We start from the raw sequence: 19,546 nt of genomic DNA, 5'->3' as shown, positions 1-19,546 counted from the left end.
CTACTGCGCCTTCAACAGCGCAGAGGCCGGGGCCAGCGTCACGCTGGTCGCCCGCTGCCCCAGCGCCCATTCGGTGATCGCCGCGATCGTGTCGGGCCGCATGTGGCCCACCAGCAGGACACTGCCCTGCTGCCCGGCGCGGAACGCCCCCACATCCAGCACCCGCTTCATCGCCGCAACGCTTTCGCTGCCGTCATCGAAGGACCGGAACACCGCCAGCGCGGGCACGTCCATCGTGTCGGCGACCTGAAGCGCCGAGTTCAGGCCCCGTTCGTAGGTGATGATCCCCCGCCCCGTCGCGGCGGCGATCTCGGCCACCTGCGCAGCACGCGGGCGGTTCGCCTGCATCCGGGCGTCGGGCGTGTCCATCACCGCAACCGACTGCGGCACGGTGTCGAGGTATTCCTGAAACGCCACCTCGACATCGGCGGGCGTGGCGCCTTCCGGTAGCGGGGCCAGCACGGCCACCTCTACACCGGCGGCGCGGTAGGCACGCATCGCATCGGCCGCGCCCGGTTGCATCGGGTCGACCACCACGGTCAACGGCACCGGCAGCCCGGCGAGGGCGGCAGGATCGGGCCGCGACGGGCCGGGATCAAGAAGCACAAGCGACATCAGCGGGTTGCCCGGCACTGCTTCGAACGGAACGGCAAAGGCGTCCAGCGCCGGCTGCGGTCCTGCCTCGGGCTGTTCCGGTTCCGGCTCGGGCGCGCCGGCGCCGATGCGCGGCAGGCGGTCGGTGGTGATCCCGGGGGCAAGATTGCCGAAGCCGGGGGAATCGTCCTCGGCCTCGACCGCCGGCGCGGGCGGCTCGGCGGGCGTGTCGGACACCTCGGGCGCGTCCGGCGCGGCGTCTGGCTGCACTATCGCGGGCGGAACCGGCTCGGTCGCGGGGGCCTGTTCGGCAGAGGCGATCTCGACGCCACCATCAGACGTCTCGTCCTCCGGCGGCATGGGCGCAGCGGGCGCGTCGGTAACCTCTGGCGGCTCGACACTGGCCGGGACATCCGGCGTGGCGTCCGGCTCTGCGATGGCGGGCGCGTCGGTCGCGGGCGGTGCCGCTTCGGCGACGACCGGAGCCTCGCCCGCTGCGTCCTCTTCCGGTGCGGCGGGCGGGGTCGGAACCTCCGCGATCACCGGCGGCGCACTGGCCTCTGGCGTGTCCGGCGCGCTTTCCGGGGCTGCGATCATCGGCGTCTCGGCGTCATCGGCCGGCAAGTCCCCGGCCACCTCGGGCACCTCGGCGGGCGCATCCTCGGACGGCGCGACGGGTTCCTCGGGGGCGTCCGCCACGACGTCGGCCGGTTCCGGTTCCACGGGTGCGGGACGCTCTGTCGCGACTTCGGGCATGTCTTCCACCTCGGGCAGCGTATCCACCACGGCCTCGGGCGCGGCGGTGACCTCCTCTGCCGGCAAGTCGGGCGCGGGCGGAGTATCCGCAACCGGCGCGGCAGGCATGTCAGGCGCGGCCGGCGCGTCCATATCGGGCGCTGCGGGCATCTCGGCCTCGGGCGCGGGCATCACCGTTTCCTCGTTGCCCGGGGTGTCAGGAACCTCCGGCGTCTCGACCGTTGTTGCAGGCTCTTCAGGCGCAGCGATCTCGGGGACCGGCGCAGGATCGACCTCGGGCGGCGCGGTCTCGGCGGCTTCTGGCTCGGGCTCAGGCTCGGATTCTGACGCAATTTCCGGCGAAGCGTCTGGTTCCGGGGCCTCGCTCACCTCGGGCGCGCTGACATCGGGCGTGTCGGAGGGTTCCGGCGGCAGTGGCTCGGCATCGGGCACCGCAGGACCGGACACGGTGTCGCCCGGACCTTCGACCGCGCCGGTCGACGGCGCCGGATCGTCCAGCGTCACCACGCCTCCGAAATAGGATACCGGTGCAAGCCCCGCCCCCGAGACCACGGCCCCAACGACAGCGCCCGTCAGAAATCTACGCACGTGCCCACGCCCCCTCGCGCCTCATTGTTATTGCGCCGGGCACCTTGACCCTCGGCCCGGCCTCTGAGCATGTATAGCGCGATGAAAAACCGGGGGCACCCCCTAACGGAAGCCGTAACAGGCCGGGCCGCACATGATCCTGCTGATCGATAACTACGACAGTTTCACCTACAATCTCGCGCACTATCTGGGCGAACTTGGCGCCGACGTGGTCGTGCGCCGCAACGACGCTCTGAACGTGCAGGACGCAATGGCGATGAAGCCCGACGGGATACTACTGTCCCCCGGCCCCGCCACACCCGACGACGCGGGCATCTGCCTTGCGCTGACCGCCGCCGCGGCCGAGACGAAGACACCGCTGATGGGCGTCTGCCTTGGCCACCAGACCATCGGTCAGGCCTTTGGCGGCAAGGTGGTACGCTGCCACGAGATCGTGCACGGCAAGATGGGCACGGTGCTGCACAACAACACCGGCGTTTTCGAAGGCCTCCCCTCGCCCTTCAAGGCGACGCGCTATCACTCGCTGGTGGTGGAACGCGACAGCCTGCCCCCTGAACTGGAAATCACGGCGTGGCTGGAGGACGGCGTGATCATGGGTCTGCGCCACCGCGAGCTGCCCATCGAGGGCGTCCAGTTCCACCCGGAATCGATTGCTACGGAGCATGGCCACAAGCTGATGCAAAACTTCCTGAACCGCGTGCCGGAGGCGGCATGAGCGACGCCCTGAAACCGCTGATCGGCGCCGCCGCCGAGCGTCCGCTGACCCGCGAAGAGGCCGAGAAAGCCTTCCAGATCCTGTTCGCGGGCGAGGCGACGCCCAGCCAGATCGGCGGCCTGCTTATGGCGCTGCGGACGCGCGGCGAGACGGTCGAGGAATTCGCCGCCGCCGCCGCCGTGATGCGCGCAAAATGCCACAAGGTGACCGCGCCCGAAGGCGCCATCGACATCGTCGGCACCGGCGGCGACGGCAAGGGCACGCTGAACATCTCGACCGCGACCGCCTTCGTAGTGGCCGGCGCGGGGGTTCCCGTCGCCAAGCACGGTAACCGCAACCTGTCGTCCAAGTCCGGCTCTGCCGACGCGCTAAGCCAGATGGGCGTGCAGGTGATGCTGCCCGCCGAGGCGGTGGAAAAGGCGATGGCCGAAACCGGTATCGGTTTCATGATGGCCCCGATGCACCACCCGGCGATGGCCCATGTCGGCCCCACCCGCGCCGAGCTGGGGACGCGCACGATCTTCAACATCCTTGGGCCGCTGACCAACCCCGCCGGGGTAAAGCGCCAGCTGACCGGCGCGTTCTCGCGCGAGATCATTCGCCCGATGGCCGAGACGCTGAAGACGCTTGGCTCCGATGCCGCGTGGCTGGTTCACGGGTCCGACGGCACTGACGAGCTGTCGATTGCGGGCGTGTCATGGGTCGCCGCGCTGAAAGACGGCGACGTGACCGAATTCGAAGTCTCGCCCGAGGATGCCGGCCTGCCCGTACATCCCTTCGAGGACATCATCGGCGGCACGCCCGCCGAGAACGCCGCCGCCTTCCGCGATTTGCTGAACGGCACGACGTCGGCCTATCGCGATGCGGTGTTGCTGAACTCTGCCGCGGCCCTGCTGATGGCCGAGAAGGCGGGCGACCTGAAGGAAGGCGCGGACATGGCGGCGGAAAGCATCGACAGCGGCGCCGCCCGCGCGAAAGTGGAAGCACTGGCGAAAGCCACGACGGAGGCAGCATGAGCGGCAACGTTCTGGACCGGATCAAGGCCTACAAGCTTGACCATATCGCGGCCTGCAAAGCCGCCCGCCCGCTGGCGGATGTCGAGGACACGGCCCGCGCCGCGCCGCCGGTGCGCGGCTTTGCCGACCGCCTGCGCGACGCGGCGACGACGGGCTATGGCCTGATCGCCGAAATCAAGAAGGCGAGCCCCTCCAAGGGCTTGATCCGCCCCGATTTCGACCCGCCCGCACTGGCCCGCGCCTACGAGGCGGGCGGCGCGACCTGCCTGTCGGTGCTGACCGACGGCCCCAGCTTTCAGGGCGCCGACGAGTTTCTGACCGCCGCGCGGTCGGCGGTGTCGCTGCCGGCGCTGCGCAAGGACTTCATGTACGACACCTACCAGGTGGCCGAGGCCCGCGCGCTGCACGCCGACTGCATCCTGATCATCCTTGCCAGCGTGTCCGACGCACAAGCCGCCGAGCTTGAGGATGCCGCCTTCGGCTGGGGCATGGACGTGCTGATCGAGGTGCACGACGGCGAGGAACTGGACCGCGCGCTGGCGCTGAAGTCGCCGCTGCTGGGCATCAACAACCGCAACCTCAAGACCTTCGAGACGACGCTGGACACCACGCGCGAGCTGTCGAAACGGGTGCCGGACGACCGGTTCCTGATCTCGGAATCGGGCCTTTTCACCCCCGCCGACCTTGCCGACATGGCGCAGTACGGCGCGCGGGCGTTCCTGATCGGCGAAAGCCTGATGCGGCAGGACGACGTGGCCGCCGCCACCGGCGCGTTGCTGGCCGACCCGGTGCCCGCCTGATGGCCGAACTGACCCATTTCGACGCCAAGGGCGACGCCCACATGGTGGACGTGTCCGACAAGGCCGTCACCTCGCGCACGGCCGTGGCCGAAGGCTGCGTGATCATGTCGCCCGAGACCCTGGCCCTGATCACCGAGGGGCGCGCCAAGAAGGGCGACGTCGCTGGCGTCGCACGGCTGGCCGGGATCATGGGGGCAAAGCGCACCTCTGACCTGATCCCGCTGTGCCATCCCCTGCCCGTCACCAAGGTGTCGGTCGACGTCACCCCGGATGACAGCCTGCCCGGACTGCGCGTGCAGGCCACCGTCAAGACGACCGGCCAGACCGGCGTCGAGATGGAGGCGCTGACCGCCGTCAGCACCGCCTGCCTGACCGTGTACGACATGGTGAAGGCGGCGCAGAAGGACATGGTGATCTCGGACATCCACCTGCTGCTGAAAGAAGGCGGCAAATCGGGACGTTACGAGGCCCCATGATCACCGTCGACGAGGCTTTGGCCGAACTCTTCGCGCTGGTCACTGTCGCAGAGACCGAGACGGTTCCGCTTGACCGCGCCGCCGGTCGCGTGCTGGCGGCCGACGTCACCGCCCTGCGCGACCAGCCGCCGTTTCCCGCCTCGGCGATGGACGGCTATGCGGTAAAGGCCGACGAGGTGCGCCCCGGCGCGACGTTCCGCGTGGTCGGAGAATCCGCTGCCGGGCATGGCTATGACGGCAATGTCGGGGCCGGCGAGGCTGTCCGCATCTTTACCGGCGCACCGGTGCCCGAGGGCGCCGACCGCGTGGTGATTCAGGAAGATACCGCGCGCGACGGCGATACCATCGTGTTGCAGGACGATCTTGATCCGCAGGTCTACGTGCGCCCCGCAGGCGGCGACTTTCGCGCCGGTTCGGTCGTTCAGGCGCCCCGCCGCCTTGGCCCGCAGGATGTGGCGTTGCTTGCGGCGATGAACATCGCCGACGTCCCCGTCCGCCGCCGCCCCGTCGTCGCGTTGATCGCCACCGGGGACGAGCTGGTGATGCCCGGTGAAACCCCGTCGCGCGACCAGATTATCGCGTCCAACTCGTTCGGGCTGAAGGCCATGCTGGACGCCGCGGGCGCAGAGGCTCGCCTGCTGCCCATCGCCCGCGACAACCTGCCGTCGCTGCGCACCGCCTTCACGCTGGCGGCGGACGCGGACCTGATCGTCACCATCGGTGGTGCGTCGGTCGGCGACCACGACCTTGTCGCCCCGGCGGCCGAAGAGATGGGGCTGGACCGCAGCTTCTACAAAGTCGCGATGCGGCCGGGCAAACCGCTGATGGCCGGGCACATGGGTGGGTCCACCCTGATCGGGTTGCCGGGCAACCCGGTGTCTTCCATGGTCTGCGGACAGGTCTTCCTGCTGCCAGTCCTGCGCGCGATGCTGGGCCTTGGCACCGGCCCCGCCCCGCGCCTGCAACGGCCGCTGGATGCGGACATCGGCCAGAACGGGCCGCGCGAACACTACATGCGCGCGAAACTCAGCGCCGGGGGCATCGCGCCGTATGACCGTCAGGACAGTTCGCTGCTGACCGTGCTGGCCGCTGCCGACGCACTTTTGGTACGCCCGCCGCATGACGGCCCGCGCCGCGCGGGCGAAATGGTCGACTACATCCCTCTCTGATCCCGCCGTGCAAGTGATTCGCATGACCGTTGACACATAGCGGGAACGCGCATAGAACATTTAATGAACGCATGGCCCGCAGCAGACCGCTTCGGCGCGTGCATTTCGAATGGGGTGAGACAATGCTGACCAAGAAGCAGCTGGAACTACTGGAGTTCATTAACCGCCGGATGCAGCGCGATGGCGTGCCGCCGTCCTTCGACGAGATGAAGGATGCGCTGGACCTGCGCTCGAAATCCGGCATCCACCGCCTGATCACCGCGCTGGAAGAACGCGGCTTCATCCGCCGCCTTGCCCACCGGGCCCGCGCGATCGAGATCGTGAAGCTGCCCGAGGCGCTGGAAAAGAACGGGTTCACCCCCCGCGTCATCGAAGGCAGCCGGTCGGAACCACCTGCCTCGTCCATGCCGGTCGAAAGCGGCGGCGCGCTGGATGTGCCCCTGATGGGCCGCATCGCCGCCGGTGTCCCGATCGAGGCGATTTCCCACGTCGAACACAACGTGTCCGTCCCCGGCGGCATGGTCACCGGGCCGGCGCACCACTATGCGCTTGAGGTCAAAGGGGATTCGATGATCGACGTCGGCATCAACGACGGCGACATCGTGGTGATCCGCGAAACCAACGCCGCCGACAACGGCGACATCGTCGTCGCGCTGGTCGAAGGGCACGAGGCTACGCTGAAGCGGTTCCGCCGCAAGGGCTCTGCCGTCGCGCTGGAAGCCGCGAACCCGGCCTATGAGACCCGCGTGTTCCGCGAGGATCAGGTGAAGGTGCAGGGTCGCCTTGTCGGGCTGATCCGCACCTACTGAGACCACAGGCGGCGCGCACCGTCCTGCGCGCCGACCAGCCTTAGAACGCCGCCGTCGGGATAGACGGCCAAGGCTCCGGTTTCCCGGAGCCTTTTTTCGTTGATCAGGATGCAGGGGCCCGCCACCTCGTCCTCGGTCGACAGGATCACAAGCGAGGCTGTCCGGCATCCAGCGTCCGCGCGCGCGGCGGCATCGCGCCCGGTGACATGCAACACGGTGCGGCCGTCCAGATCGAACAATCCGGCCTCCATCGCGGGGCGGGCAAAGGCGTCCTCCTGCGCCGCCGCGTCGCCGTCGTTTTCCAGCCAACTGAGGGCGACGAAACCTTCGCCCCTTGGCTTGGACAAGGCGCGGCCGGTGTCCGTCATCACCCCGACCAGCCCGCCGGTGTCCGAAATCAGCAGCGGCGGCCGGTCCGCCTGCGACCACAGGATGAAGGCCACCGCCATCGGCACCAGCCCCGCCAGCCGCGCCCGCCCCTGCCACAGGATCAGCCACAGCGCCCCAAGCGCCAGCACCGGCAGCACCCACGGCCCGGGCGACACCACCGGGGTCGTCGCCCCCGGCCAGTCCGACACCCGATGCGCCACGCCAAGTATCCAGTCCAGCCCGGGCTGCATCAACCGCAGCGCCAACGGCGCCAGTCCCAGCGGCCAGCAAACCGCCGCCAGCACCGCCACGGGCATCACCAGCGTACCCATCACCGGCACCGCCAGCAGGTTCGCGATCAGACCGTAATCCGACAGCCGGTTGAAATGGGCCGCCGCCACCGGCGCCGTCGCCAGCCCCGCCACGGCGGACGAGACGAAAACCGCCAGTGCTGGTCTCGCCCACCGGGGCGGCGTCCAGCGGCGCATCTCGCGCAGTGCGCCGAACACCGCGACCAGCGCCGTCGTCGCCGCAAAGGACATCTGGAACCCCGGTTCCAGCAGCGTTTCGGGGCGCAGACACAACACGATCAGCGCCGCTATGGCAACCGAACGCAGGGTGATCGCCCGCCGGTCCAGCATCACCGCCGCCAGCATGACCGAGATCATGATCAGCGCCCTTTCTGTCGCCACGTTGCCGCCGGACAGAAGGTAGTAGAACACGCCCGCCGCCAGCGCGCCCGCCGCCGCCAGCTTCTTCACCGGCCAGCGCAGCGCGGCATAGGGCGCCAGTGCCATCGCCAGCCGTAGGGCGGCGAAGACAAAGCCCGTCAGCAGCCCCATGTGCAGCCCGGAAATCGCCAGCAGATGCGCAAGGTTGGACGCGCGCAATGCCTCCAGCGTGTCGCGGCTCATGCCGGATCGGTCGCCCGTGGTCAGCGCGGCGGCGAAGGCGCCCGCCTCACCGGGCAAGGCGGCCTGCACCGCGGCCGACATCGCCATGCGCAGACGGTGCACCCGCAGCCCGGCGGCGCCTTCGCGCGCCGGGGCGACGGCCAGCACCGGCGTCCGGGTGTAGCCCACCGCGCCCAGCCGGTCGAACCATGCCATGCGGCGAAAATCGAAACCGCCGGGTTCGGTCGGGCCCGAGGGGGGCGACAGGTGCGCCGTCATCATCACGCGCAGACCCGGGACCGGGTCGATCCAGCCTTGGGTGCCGTGCAGCGATACCCGCACCCGATGCGGCGTCCGGTTCGGCGCGGTGCGTTCCAGAACCACCCGGTCCAACGTCAGTCGCACGGCGTCGGATGCCGACCGGTCGATGTTGACGATCCGCCCCTCGACCGCGCCGTAGTAGCGAAAGCCCAGCACCGGTCCCGCCACGACATGCGCCCGCAGCGCGCCAAGACACAGGCCCGCCAGCACCAACGCCGGAACCAGCAGGAACGGCGACCAGCGCGGGCCCAGCCACCACGCGGCGACGCAGGCCGACGGACACGCCGCGCCACAGCCCGCCAGCAAGACGCGCCCCGGTTCCGCCGTCAGCGCAAAATACACCGCGATCCCAAGGCCCAACGCCACCGGCGCCCACGGAAACAGGTGCCCGCGCTGAGCCTCTACCACGTCGACGATCCAGCGAAGGGGTGCCACTCTTGTCCTCCTGACCCCGATTGACTAGACCGCTGGCAAGCCTAGTTCCGCACCCTTTCCAAAAGGTAAATGTTGCCCATGACCGACGCCCCCGTCGTCACCCGGATCGCGCCGTCTCCCACCGGCTACATGCACATCGGCACCGCCCGGACGGCGCTGTTCAACTGGCTCTATGCACGGGGCCGGGGCGGCAAGTTCCTGCTGCGGATCGAGGACACCGACCGTGCCCGGTCAACCCCCGAGGCGACCGAAGCGATCTTTCGCGGCATGAAATGGCTTGGGCTCGACTGGGATGGCGATGCCGTCAGCCAGTTCGAACGCGCCGACCGCCATGCCGAGGTAGCGAACCAGATGCTGGCCGAGGGCACGGCCTACAAGTGCTTTTCGACGCAAGAGGAAATCGCCGCCTTCCGCGAGGCCGCGAAGGCCGAGGGCAAGTCGACCCTGTTCCGCTCGCCCTGGCGCGATGCCGATCCGTCGACCCACCCCGACCTGCCCTTCGTGATCCGGGTCAAGGCGCCGCTGGACGGCGTCACCGTGATCCGCGATCAGGTGCAGGGCGACGTCAAAGTGAAGAACGATCAGCTGGACGACATGATCTTGCTGCGGTCGGACGGCACGCCGACCTATATGCTGGCCGTCGTCGTCGACGATCACGACATGGGCGTGACCCACGCGATCCGGGGCGATGACCACCTGAACAACGCCGCCCGACAGATGCTGGTTTACGACGCGATGGGATGGGACGTTCCGGTCTGGGCGCACATCCCGCTGATCCACGGCCCCGACGGCAAGAAGCTGTCAAAGCGCCACGGCGCGCTGGGGGTCGAGGAGTATCAGGCGATGGGCTTCCCCGCCGCCGCCATGCGCAACTATCTGGCCCGGCTTGGCTGGTCGCACGGCGATGACGAATTCTTCACGGATGAGCAGGCAATAGAGTGGTTCGACCTTGATGGAATCGGCAAGTCGGCGGCCCGCTTCGACATGAAGAAACTCGAACACCTTTCCGGTCAGCACATCGCTGCGACGGACGATGACGCGCTGGTTCCAGAGATCCAGGCTTACCTTGCGGCTGCAAAAGAGCCGACCCTGTCGGATGCAGATGCACAGGCGTTGCGCGGCGCGATGTTCTGCCTGAAAGATCGCGCGAAGACATTCCCGCAACTTATTGAAAAGGCGTATTTCGTCCTGGCTGACCGGCCGCTTGAAATGGACGAGAAATCGGCCAAGGCGCTGGACGATGTATCCCGTGGTATACTGGCTCAATTGACGCCGCAGTTGCAAAATGCTAGCTGGAACCGCGACGCGCTGGAAGAGGTCGTGACGCACGTGGCCGAGGCGAATGACACCAAGCTTGGCAAGGTGGCGCAGCCATTAAGGGCAGCCTTGGCCGGGCGTTCGGTGTCTCCCAGCGTTTTTGATATGATGCTGGTCCTTGGCCGTGACGAAACGCTCGCGCGCCTGGGCGATGTAACCGCTTGATCCGGGCACGGTGATCGCCGTGCCTGCACAGAGTAGCCCCGTCCGGGGTGTACCTTTCAGAGAGGGATGAGATGGCAGACAGCAACAAGACGGCGACGCTGAAAATCGACGGCAAGGAACTCGAGTTGCCGATGCACTCGCCCACCGCCGGTCCGGATGTCATCGACATCGGCAAGCTCTACGCACAGGGCGACGTGTTCACGTTCGACCCCGGTTTCACCTCGACCGCCTCGTGCGCGTCGACCATCACCTTCATCGACGGCGAGAAGGGCGAGCTGCTGCACCGCGGCTATCCGATCGACCAGCTGGCCGAAAAATCGCACTTCCTCGAAGTCTGCTATCTGCTGCTGTACGGCGAACTGCCGACCGCCGACCAGCTGGAAGACTTCGAAAGCCGTGTGACCAACCACACGATGCTGCACGAGCAGATGACCTACTTCTATCGCGGTTTCCGCCGCGACGCGCACCCGATGGCCATCATGGTCGGCGTTGTGGGCGCGATGTCGGCCTTCTACCACGACTCGACCGACATCAGCGATCCGTGGCAGCGCGAGGTCGCCTCGATCCGCCTGATCGCCAAGATGCCGACCATCGCGGCGTGGGCCTACAAGTACCACATCGGCCAGCCCTTCGTGTATCCGCGCAACGATCTCGACTATGCGTCGAACTTCCTGCGCATGTGCTTCTCGGTCCCGGCCGAGGAATACGAGGTGAACCCGATCCTGAGCCGCGCGATGGACCGGATCTTCACCCTGCACGCCGACCACGAGCAGAACGCTTCGACCTCGACGGTGCGTCTTGCCTCGTCCTCGGGCGCCAACCCGTTCGCCTGCATCGCCGCCGGTATCGCCTGTCTGTGGGGTCCTGCCCACGGCGGCGCCAACCAGGCCTGCCTGGAAATGCTGCGCGAAATCGGCACGCCGGACCGCATCCCCGAGTACATCGAAAAGGCGAAGGACAAGAACGATCCGTTCCGCCTGATGGGCTTCGGCCACCGGGTCTACAAGAACTTCGACCCGCGCGCGAAGGTGATGAAGCAATCCGCCGACGAAGTGCTGGACCTGCTGGGTGTCGAGAACAACCCGACCCTGCAGACCGCCAAGGAACTGGAGCGCATCGCGCTGGAAGATCCGTACTTCAAGGACAAGAAGCTGTACCCGAACGTCGACTTCTACTCGGGCATCATCCTTGACGCGATGGGCTTCCCGACCTCGATGTTCACCCCGATCTTCGCGCTGGCGCGGACCGTGGGCTGGATTTCGCAGTGGAAGGAACAGCTGTCGGATCCGGCGCACAAGATCGGCCGCCCGCGTCAGCTGTACACCGGCGCGACGTTCCGCGACTACGTGGATGTCGAAAACCGCTGATCGGCGGTGGCATCAAGATACCAGACGGCGGGCCTTCGGGTCCGCCGTTTTCGTTTTCAGGCCCAGTCGCGGCCCCGCCCCATTCGCCCCGAACCTGCTTACCCCGGCCCGCAGCCCAAATTTTTTCGCTGCCATGTTCCGTCTGTGCAAGCATCGCCCGGACCCGCGCTTGACTTAGCGTAACAGCGCCCGCCAAACTGCCTTTCGATTGAAGAACCATTGTTGATTGCCGGTCCGGAGCGATCCGAACCGCAGAACCATTTTATCAGGCCCCGGCATGCGACATCTCAGCCGCCCGCAGCCAATGACACCGCACGCCCCCGGCCAGCGGGACGTCGTGCCCGTCGCAGTGCCCCCAACTTCGCCCCTGTTGTAAGTCCGCCGAAAGGGCAAACCATGTTTCGCAAGCTTATTCCCACCATTCTGTACCTGACCGCAGCCGTCACCCCCGCCCTTGCCTTCGACCTGCCCGATCCAATCGACGACGCGGATTTTATCCAGACCGACCCCGAACTTGCCGCCATCGGCCGCCTGCTGTTCTACGACAAGGTGCTGTCCGGCAACCGCAACATCAGCTGCGGCACCTGCCACCATCACGACCTGAGCGGTGCCGACGGCCTGTCGCTGGGCATCGGCGAAGGCGGCGAAGGCATCGGCCGCGACAGGTCTCCGGGCTATGAGACCATGCGCATCCACGCCCGTATCCCGCGCAGCGCCCCGCCGATCTGGAACCTTGGGCACAAGGGCATCTCTTCGGTGTTCCACGATGGGCGGCTGCAACTGGGCGACCGCTGGGGCAACGGGTTCGATTCACCGGCGGAAGACTGGCTGCCCGAGGGCCTGACCTCGATCCTCGCGGTGCAGGCGCTGTTCCCGATCACCAGCCAGGACGAGATGGCAGGCAACCCGGGCGAGAACGACATCGCCGATGCCGTGGTGCCCCGGCTGGACGGCGGCTGGCCGGTGATCGCTGCCCGGATCCGGGAAATCCCCGCCTATGTCCGCATGTTCACCGCCGCCTACGATCATGTCGCCAGCGCCGAGGACATCACGATCGTCGAGATCGCAAATGCCATCGCCGCCTTCGAGGCGCAGGAATGGCGCAGCCACGACAGCGATTTCGACGCCTACCTCGCCGGAGAACCCGACGCGCTGGAAGCGCCCGAACTGCGCGGGATGAACCTGTTCTTCGGCGAAGCGCAGTGTTCCTCTTGCCACTCGGGCCCGCTGTTCACCGATCAGCAGTTCCATGCGCTTGCCCTGCCGCATTTCGGCCCCGGCAAGACCCGTCCGTGGGACCCGGTACCGCGCGATATCGGGCGGATGCTGAAGACTGACGACCTTGCCGACGCCTACCGCTTCCGCACCCCGTCCCTGCGCAACGTGGCGCTGACCGCGCCGTATGGGCACAACGGGTCGATGCCAACACTGGAAGCGATGATCCGGCACCACGTCGACCCCGCCGCCAGCCTTGCCGCGTGGACGCCCGAACTGGCGGGCCTGCCGGATGTGCCGTGGCTGTCGAACGCGGATTTCGTGATGCGCGAGGACAGGCTGGAGGACGCTCGGATGCTCGCGCGGGTCGATGTCGACGTGCCGACGCTGACCGACACGGAAATCGCCGAACTCGTCGCCTTCCTTGAATGCCTCACGGGGCGGACGGCCGCAGACCGCCCGCTGGGCCGGCCCGACGCGGTGCCCAGCGGCCTGCCGGTGGACTGAACCGCCGCATCGCCAATCGCGGCAGCCTGCGCTAGCTTGACGGTCCGAAGGAGACCGCGATGCAGCCTGCCCCCCTGCCCCTGACCCAAGAGCTTGTCCTGATCGGCGGCGGCCATGCCCACGCGCTGGTGCTGCGGATGTGGGGCATGAACCCGCTGCCGGGGGTCCGCGTGACGGTGATCGATCCGAACCCCTCGGCCCCCTACACCGGCATGCTGCCGGGGCACATCGCGGGTCACTATGCGCTGGACGCGCTGGAAATCGACCTTGTGAAGCTCGCCCGGTTTGCCGGCGCACGTCTGATCCTTGGCCGGGCCAGCGCACTCGACCGCGACGCCCGTCTGGTTCACGTCCCCGGGCGCCCGCCGGTCCCCTATGACGCGCTTGGGATCGACATCGGCATCTCTTCGGCGCCGCTGACGCTGGACGGCTTCGCCGAGCACGGCGTTCCCGCCAAGCCTCTGGGGCCCTACGCCGACCGCTGGCGCGCGTTCCTTGCCGACGGCGGTGGCCCGGTCACGGTGATCGGCGGCGGCGTCGGCGGTGTGGAACTTGCGATGGCGATGGCCCATGCCCTGACGCAGGCGGGCCACCCACCCCGCGTTACGCTGCTGGAACGCGACCACATCCTGCCCGGCATCGGCGACCGGGCGCGGGCCACGCTTCGCGCGCGCCTGTCCAAGCTTGGCGTCGACTGCCGCGAAGGCGCCAGCGTCGGCAACGTCACCGCCGACACGGTGACCCTGTCGGACGGCTCCGCCCTGCCCTCGGCCCTGACCGTCGGTGCGGCAGGCGCCCGCCCGCAGGCGTGGCTGGCCGACACCGGGCTTGACCTGACCGACGGCTACGTCACCGTCGGGCCCGACCTGCAATCGGTGAACACCCCGGCCGTCTTCGCCACGGGCGACTGCGCCCACCTGTCCCATGCGCCGCGCCCCAAGGCCGGGGTCTTCGCGGTGCGCGAGGCGCCGATCCTGTACCGCAACCTTCGCGCGGTGCTGGCCGGACATCCCCCGCCCAAGACCTACCGCCCCCAGCGCGACTATATGAAACTGATCTCGCTGGGCGACCGCGCGGCGCTGCTCGACAAGCACGGCCTGTCGCTGTCCGGCCGCTGGCTCTGGCGCTGGAAAGACCGCATCGACCGCCGGTTCATGCGCAAGTTCCACGACCTGCCCGCGATGCCGCCGCCACCGCTTCCGGCAGAGCACGCGGCAGGCATGGCAGAGGCGCTTGGCGACAAGCCCGCCTGCGGCGGCTGCGGCGCCAAGGTCAGCGGCACCACGCTGGCGCGGGTTTTGGCGCAGCTTCCCACCACCGGACGCCTAGATGTCGAAACGCAGCCGGGCGACGACGCGGCGGTTCTGGCGATCGGCGGCACCCGGCAGGTGATCACCACCGACCACCTGCGCGCCTTCACCGAGGACCCGTACCTGCAAACCCGGATCGCCGCCGTCCACGCTTTGGGCGACGCGTGGGCGATGGGTGCGAAACCACAGGCGGCGCTGGCGCAGATCATCCTGCCCCGCATGGCCCCGGCGCTTCAGGACCACTGGCTGGCCGAGATCATGGCCGCCGCCGGGTCGGTCTTTGCCGAAGCCGGGGCCGAGATTGTGGGCGGCCACACCTCGCTGGGGACCGAGCTGACCGTGGGCTTCACCGTCACCGGCCTGAGCGACCGCGCACCGATCACGCTGGCCGGGGCGCGGGCGGGCGACGCGCTGGTGCTGACCAAACCCATCGGCTCGGGCACCGTTCTGGCGGGCGAGATGCAGATGAAGGCGCAGGGCCGCTGGGTTATGGCGACGCTGGACCAGATGGCCAGACCGCAGGCCGACGCGGCGGCGGCGCTGGCCGGCGCCCACGCGATGACCGACGTGACCGGGTTCGGGCTGGCCGGACACCTGCTGGCGATCTGCGACGCCTCGAACCTCGCGGCCGAGCTCGACCTCGATGCGATCCCGCTGCTGCCCGGCGCGGTGGAACTGGCCGAGGCTGGCATCCATTCGACCCTTTACCCCGGCAACCGGGCGCTGGCGGACCGCATTTCGGTGCCGTGGGGGGCCAAGGGGGAATTGCTGTTCGACCCGCAGACAGCGGGCGGGCTGCTGGCCGCCATCCCCGCCGACACGACTGGCGAGGTGCTGCAGCGCCTGCGCGACGCTGGCCATTCCGCAGCGCGGATCGGGCGCATGGTCCCCGGCGCGCCCTTCGTCACCGTGACGTGACGCGTCAGCCCCGCTCGACGACTGCGGCGATCCGGTCGGCCGCGCGATCAAGGTCGTCGTCCTTGAGATCCTCCGCCTCGATCACCGCCATTTCGTCATGGTCATGTCGACTTCGCCACTTGGCATAGCGCGGGTCATAGTGCTGGCGCATCAGGTCACCGGCCAGCGGCGCGAATGCCCCGCCGGCCGCCAGTTTCAACCATGCATCCACCTGCTCGCGGCCCTGATAGGGCACCAACTGGCGAATGGTGTCGGCCAGCGCCTCGGGCGCGGCGGTCAGGTCGGCATAGGCCCGGGCCAGATACCGTGCCCGCGCGTCCAACGGCGCCGCGACCCGGATCCTCTGTGCCGTCCGCATCGCCGTCCAGACCGAGGGCGGCACCAGCAGGTCGCCGATCTTCGACGATTCCGCCTCCACCACCACCGGCCGCGCCGGGTCCAGCTGTGTGAAATCCTTCGCCAGCAGCGACTCGAACGCCTTCTGCGCCGGCTGCGGCCGCTCGACCGCGCCGAACAGCGATCCGCGATGCGCCGCCAACCCCTCTAGGTCCACCACCTGAACCCCGCGCGCGGACAGCCGGTGCAAAAGCGCGGTCTTCGCCGTCCCCGTGTTGCCGTCCAGCAGGATCAGCCGATGCGGCAGCGGCGTGTCGTGCAGCATCCCCGCCACCAGCCTGCGATAGCTGCGATAGCCGCCCTCGACCGTCTGCGCGCGCCAGCCGATCTGGCTGAGGATCGACGCGACCGAGCCCGACCGCTGCCCCCCGCGCCAGCAATAGACCAGCGGCCGCCAGCCCCCGTCCTTGTCGGCCAGCGGTCCTTCAAGATGCGACGCCACGTTACGCGCCACGATCGCCGCCCCGATCTTGCGCGCGCGGAACGGGCTTTCCTGCACGTACATGGTGCCCACGACGGCCCGCTCATCGTTCGACATGGCCGGAAGCGACATGGCGCCGGGGACATGGTCCTCGGCGAACTCGGCGGGCGAGCGGACGTCGATCACGGTGTCGTACCCATGAGCGTAGAAATCGGCGAGCGTGGGAAAAGGCTGCGGCATGACGGTCCTTCTAGTCAAAGCCGCCCGGCCCGGCAAACGCAGATATCTTCTTCTCTTGCCAAGTACCTCGGGGGAGCCGCGCGTCCCGCGCGGCGGGGGCAGCGCCCCCGTCCCCGGCCCGCAGACTATTCGATCCCACGGGCGGGATCGTCCTCCAGATCGTCGCGCCCCACAGGCGGCGCCCAGCCGCGTTCCAGCCGCGCATCATAGGCCGTCCCGCCACCGGTCATCGCCGCCTCGGTCTCGGCCCGCAGCGCCCGCGAGCGTTCGATGTAAGGGCCGTTCTGGTGGATCGGGATCTCGGGGTCGTACAGGTCCGCCAGTTCCCGCATCGTGCGCCGGTCGATGTCGACAAAGCCGCGCGCCATCCGCTCGGCGTCGAACGGGTGGACGCCCAGCGCCTCCAGCGCCGACCGTCCGGCCCGCACACCGCTGTCGAAGGTCTCGCGGACGATGTCGCGGCATCCCGCGCCCCACAGCTCGTAGACGTGATTGCGGTCACGCGCGCGGGCGATGATGTAGACATGCGGATGGTGCTTGCGGACATGCCGCACGATCTCGGTCGCCTGCGCCCGGTCGTCGATGGCGACCACCAGCATCTTCGCATTCTCGATACCGGCCGCGACCAGCAGGTCGGGCCGCGAGGCGTCGCCGAAGAACACCTTGATCCCGAAAGCGCGCAGCATCTCCAACTGGGCCGAGCTGTGGTCCAGCACCACCGTCCGATAGCCCGCGCCCAGCAGCAGCCGGTTCACGATGCCGCCCCAGCGCCCGTGACCAGCGATGATCACCGGCGCTTCTTCGTCGATCTCGTCGGGCGTGGTCTCGCCCGCGACCGAGAACCGCGGCGCGATCACCCGGTCGTACAGGATGAACAGGCCGGGCGTCAGCAGCATCGACAGCGCCACAACCAACAGCGCCACGTCCGCGATGGACTGCGGCACGACCTGCACCGCCGTGGTGAAACTCAGCAGAACGAAGCCGAACTCGCCCGCCTGCGCCAGCCCCAGCGCGAACAGCCAGCGGTTCGCGCCGTCCACGCGGAACGGATAGGACAGCGCCAGCAGGACCGCCGCCTTCAGTGCGATCAACCCCGCCGTCAGGCCGACGATGGTGAACAGCCGGTCCCACAACAGGCCAAAGTCGATGCCCGCCCCGACCGTCATGAAGAACAGGCCCAGCAACATGCCCCGGAACGGGTCGATGTCGGATTCCAGTTCGTGCCTGTATTCGCTGTTGGCCAGAACCACCCCGGCCAGAAAGGTCCCGAGCGCTGGCGACAGCCCCACGAGGTTCATCAAAAGCGCGATGCCGACCACCATGCACAGCGCCGTCGCGACGAACAGTTCGCGCAATCGCGCCAGCGCGATGTATCGAAACAGGCGCGGCGTCAGCCAAGAGCCCCCGACCACCACCAGCGCCATCGCCCCCACCGTCAGAAGCGCCCGTTTCCAGCCCGGGATCGTGTCGATCCAGCCGGGCGCGGCGGGCCCGTGCTCTTCGCCCGCATGGTCATCGACACCTTCTGCGGCATCGGCGTGGGCTCCGTCCTCGATCGGGACCTCGGGGGCCTCCACATGCGTTTCCACCGGTTCGACCGGCGCCGCGTAGCTGTCCATCAGCGCGGGCGCGGCCAGCAGCGGGATCAGGGCCAGCATCGGGATGACGGCGATGTCCTGGAACAACAGCACCGAGAAGCTTGCCTGCCCCCCGTCCGACCGCATCAGCCCCTTCTCGCCCAGCGTCTGCAACACGATGGCCGTCGAACTCAGCGCGAAGATCAGCCCAAGGCCCAGCGCAATCGACCATTCCAGCCCCACCGCCATCGCAAGCCCCGTCACCGCCGCCGTCGTGACGCCGACCTGCAGCCCGCCCAGACCCAGAAGCCGCCCCTTCATCTCCCACAGCATCGACGGCTTCAGCTCCAGCCCGACGAGGAACAGCATCATCACCACCCCGAACTCGGCGAAATGCTGAAGCGACACGACGTCGACCCGGAACGCCGACAGGATCGGGCTTAACGCGATCCCCGCGATCAAGTAGCCCAGCACCGACCCAAGGCCGAACTTCGACGCCAGCGGCACCGCGATCATCCCGGCGACAAGGAACAGGAAGGCAAGCGTCAGGAAATCCATGTCAGGCCTTTTCCCCAACGGTCTCGAAGGTCAGCACCGCATCTGATGCGGCCTCTTCCACCGGCACGCGCCCCGTGGAAAGCCCCGCCAGAAGCTGCCCGTAGCTTTCGGCATTTTGTTCGATCTGTGCAGAATTCTCGGCCTTGAGCGCACCAAAAAGTACCAGCGGTGCAAGAAAAGTCATATTGCACAGCCGCGTCGTCTGCTCTAGCGGGCGCAGATAAACGCGGATCGGATAGCGGTTGTGCCCTGTGGCCGCATAGGCGCTTTCCGGACCGGCGGTGGTCACCGCCAGCTGCACCGCCTTGCCCGCCAGTCGCGTACCCTCGTGGCCATAGGCAAAGCCATGCTCCAGCACGAGGTCCTGCCATTCTTTCAGAAGCGACGGGGTGGAATACCAGAACACCGGGAACTGGAACACGATGACGTCGTGCTCCAGCAGGCGCCGCTGCTCGCGGTCGACGTCGATGTCAAAGCGTGGATATTCGGCATAAAGATCGACGCAGGTCGCGCCGTCCACCGTCTTCGCCCGCGCCCACATCGCGGCATTCGCACGCGAAAACCGCTGACCGGGGTGGGCATAATAGATCAGCAGCTTCGGCATGGCCCTTCCC

15 protein-coding genes are annotated in these 19,546 nt (G+C 68.2%); 10 read left to right on the top strand and 5 right to left on the bottom strand.

Going from position 1 to position 19,546, the window contains the following annotated elements:
• Nucleotides 1–1,938, bottom strand: a complete 1,938-nt coding sequence (locus P1K30_RS13260; RefSeq protein ID WP_275633223.1) for a polysaccharide deacteylase family 2 protein — start codon at nt 1,936–1,938, stop codon at nt 1–3.
• A 133-nt stretch (nt 1,939–2,071) separates the two neighbouring features.
• Between P1K30_RS13260 and P1K30_RS13255 the strand changes: the two genes are divergently transcribed.
• The 6 genes from P1K30_RS13255 (at nt 2,072) to lexA (ending at nt 6,923) form a co-directional block, all read left to right on the top strand.
• Nucleotides 2,072–2,653, top strand: coding sequence for an anthranilate synthase component II (locus P1K30_RS13255; RefSeq protein ID WP_275633222.1), 582 nt, complete (start codon nt 2,072–2,074; stop codon nt 2,651–2,653).
• Nucleotides 2,650–3,669: an anthranilate phosphoribosyltransferase gene (gene trpD / locus P1K30_RS13250; protein ID WP_275633221.1), complete on the top strand. Its 1,020-nt coding sequence runs from the start codon at nt 2,650–2,652 to the stop codon at nt 3,667–3,669. The genes P1K30_RS13255 and trpD overlap by 4 nt, the downstream gene beginning before the upstream one ends.
• A complete protein-coding gene (gene trpC, locus P1K30_RS13245; RefSeq protein ID WP_275633220.1) occupies nt 3,666–4,469 on the top strand; it encodes an indole-3-glycerol phosphate synthase TrpC in 804 nt (267 codons plus the stop codon). Before trpD ends, trpC begins: the two co-directional genes overlap by 4 nt.
• Nucleotides 4,469–4,945, top strand: coding sequence for a cyclic pyranopterin monophosphate synthase MoaC (moaC, locus tag P1K30_RS13240; RefSeq protein ID WP_275633219.1), 477 nt, complete (start codon nt 4,469–4,471; stop codon nt 4,943–4,945). The genes trpC and moaC overlap by 1 nt, the downstream gene beginning before the upstream one ends.
• Nucleotides 4,942–6,114, top strand: coding sequence for a molybdopterin molybdotransferase MoeA (locus P1K30_RS13235; protein ID WP_275633218.1), 1,173 nt, complete (start codon nt 4,942–4,944; stop codon nt 6,112–6,114). Before moaC ends, P1K30_RS13235 begins: the two co-directional genes overlap by 4 nt.
• A gap of 122 nt (nt 6,115–6,236) precedes the next feature.
• Nucleotides 6,237–6,923: a transcriptional repressor LexA gene (gene lexA / locus P1K30_RS13230; RefSeq protein ID WP_275633301.1), complete on the top strand. Its 687-nt coding sequence runs from the start codon at nt 6,237–6,239 to the stop codon at nt 6,921–6,923.
• Here the strand turns inward: lexA and P1K30_RS13225 are convergent.
• Nucleotides 6,917–8,941: a ComEC/Rec2 family competence protein gene (locus P1K30_RS13225; protein WP_275633217.1), complete on the bottom strand. Its 2,025-nt coding sequence runs from the start codon at nt 8,939–8,941 to the stop codon at nt 6,917–6,919. The two genes, lexA and P1K30_RS13225, sit on opposite strands and share 7 nt — an antisense overlap.
• A gap of 78 nt (nt 8,942–9,019) precedes the next feature.
• On the opposite strand from P1K30_RS13225, the gene gltX reads away from it, so the two are divergent.
• The 4 genes from gltX to selD all read left to right on the top strand — a co-directional run bounded on the left by gltX (nt 9,020) and on the right by selD (nt 15,740).
• Complete coding sequence (gltX, locus tag P1K30_RS13220; protein WP_275633216.1) at nt 9,020–10,423, top strand: glutamate--tRNA ligase; 1,404 nt, start codon at nt 9,020–9,022, stop codon at nt 10,421–10,423.
• Nucleotides 10,424–10,494: 71 nt separating this feature from the next.
• Nucleotides 10,495–11,790: a citrate synthase gene (gltA, locus tag P1K30_RS13215; protein ID WP_275633215.1), complete on the top strand. Its 1,296-nt coding sequence runs from the start codon at nt 10,495–10,497 to the stop codon at nt 11,788–11,790.
• Between the two features lie 396 nt (nt 11,791–12,186).
• Nucleotides 12,187–13,512: a cytochrome-c peroxidase gene (locus P1K30_RS13210; protein ID WP_275633214.1), complete on the top strand. Its 1,326-nt coding sequence runs from the start codon at nt 12,187–12,189 to the stop codon at nt 13,510–13,512.
• A gap of 59 nt (nt 13,513–13,571) precedes the next feature.
• Nucleotides 13,572–15,740 (top strand): selenide, water dikinase SelD, encoded by a 2,169-nt coding sequence (selD, locus tag P1K30_RS13205; RefSeq protein ID WP_275633213.1) that lies wholly within the window; start codon nt 13,572–13,574, stop codon nt 15,738–15,740.
• Between the two features lie 4 nt (nt 15,741–15,744).
• Here the strand turns inward: selD and mnmH are convergent, their stop codons facing one another.
• From mnmH to P1K30_RS13190, 3 genes are all read right to left on the bottom strand, one after another.
• Nucleotides 15,745–16,797 carry a tRNA 2-selenouridine(34) synthase MnmH gene (mnmH, locus tag P1K30_RS13200; protein ID WP_275633212.1) on the bottom strand — a complete coding sequence of 351 codons (1,053 nt, stop codon included), beginning with the start codon at nt 16,795–16,797 and terminating at the stop codon, nt 15,745–15,747.
• A 125-nt stretch (nt 16,798–16,922) separates the two neighbouring features.
• The gene (locus P1K30_RS13195; protein ID WP_275633211.1) at nt 16,923–18,932 is read right to left on the bottom strand and encodes a cation:proton antiporter domain-containing protein; all 2,010 of its coding nucleotides are present in this window, start codon (nt 18,930–18,932) and stop codon (nt 16,923–16,925) included.
• Between the two features lies 1 nt (nt 18,933).
• Nucleotides 18,934–19,536, bottom strand: a complete 603-nt coding sequence (locus tag P1K30_RS13190) for an NAD(P)H-dependent oxidoreductase (protein WP_275633210.1) — start codon at nt 19,534–19,536, stop codon at nt 18,934–18,936.
• Between the last annotated feature and the right edge of the window lie 10 nt (nt 19,537–19,546).

The sequence above is a fragment of the Psychromarinibacter halotolerans genome, assembly GCF_029168315.1.
GTDB classification, from domain to species: domain Bacteria; phylum Pseudomonadota; class Alphaproteobacteria; order Rhodobacterales; family Rhodobacteraceae; genus Psychromarinibacter; species Psychromarinibacter halotolerans.
Note: the sequence above shows the minus strand (reverse complement) of the source record. Positions and strands in the feature narration are given on the sequence as shown.

What these genes read in the sequence shown, in the direction of transcription:
- P1K30_RS13255 (WP_275633222.1), top strand. Translation starts at nt 2,072, where the DNA reads ATGATCCTGCTGATCGATAACTACGACAGTTTCACCTACAATCTCGCG.
- trpD (WP_275633221.1), top strand. Translation starts at nt 2,650, where the DNA reads ATGAGCGACGCCCTGAAACCGCTGATCGGCGCCGCCGCCGAGCGTCCG.
- trpC (WP_275633220.1), top strand. Translation starts at nt 3,666, where the DNA reads ATGAGCGGCAACGTTCTGGACCGGATCAAGGCCTACAAGCTTGACCAT.
- moaC (WP_275633219.1), top strand. Translation starts at nt 4,469, where the DNA reads ATGGCCGAACTGACCCATTTCGACGCCAAGGGCGACGCCCACATGGTG.
- P1K30_RS13235 (WP_275633218.1), top strand. Translation starts at nt 4,942, where the DNA reads ATGATCACCGTCGACGAGGCTTTGGCCGAACTCTTCGCGCTGGTCACT.
- lexA (WP_275633301.1), top strand. Translation starts at nt 6,237, where the DNA reads ATGCTGACCAAGAAGCAGCTGGAACTACTGGAGTTCATTAACCGCCGG.
- gltX (WP_275633216.1), top strand. Translation starts at nt 9,020, where the DNA reads ATGACCGACGCCCCCGTCGTCACCCGGATCGCGCCGTCTCCCACCGGC.
- gltA (WP_275633215.1), top strand. Translation starts at nt 10,495, where the DNA reads ATGGCAGACAGCAACAAGACGGCGACGCTGAAAATCGACGGCAAGGAA.
- P1K30_RS13210 (WP_275633214.1), top strand. Translation starts at nt 12,187, where the DNA reads ATGTTTCGCAAGCTTATTCCCACCATTCTGTACCTGACCGCAGCCGTC.
- selD (WP_275633213.1), top strand. Translation starts at nt 13,572, where the DNA reads ATGCAGCCTGCCCCCCTGCCCCTGACCCAAGAGCTTGTCCTGATCGGC.
- mnmH (WP_275633212.1), bottom strand. Translation starts at nt 16,797, where the DNA reads ATGCCGCAGCCTTTTCCCACGCTCGCCGATTTCTACGCTCATGGGTAC.
- P1K30_RS13195 (WP_275633211.1), bottom strand. Translation starts at nt 18,932, where the DNA reads ATGGATTTCCTGACGCTTGCCTTCCTGTTCCTTGTCGCCGGGATGATC.
- P1K30_RS13190 (WP_275633210.1), bottom strand. Translation starts at nt 19,536, where the DNA reads ATGCCGAAGCTGCTGATCTATTATGCCCACCCCGGTCAGCGGTTTTCG.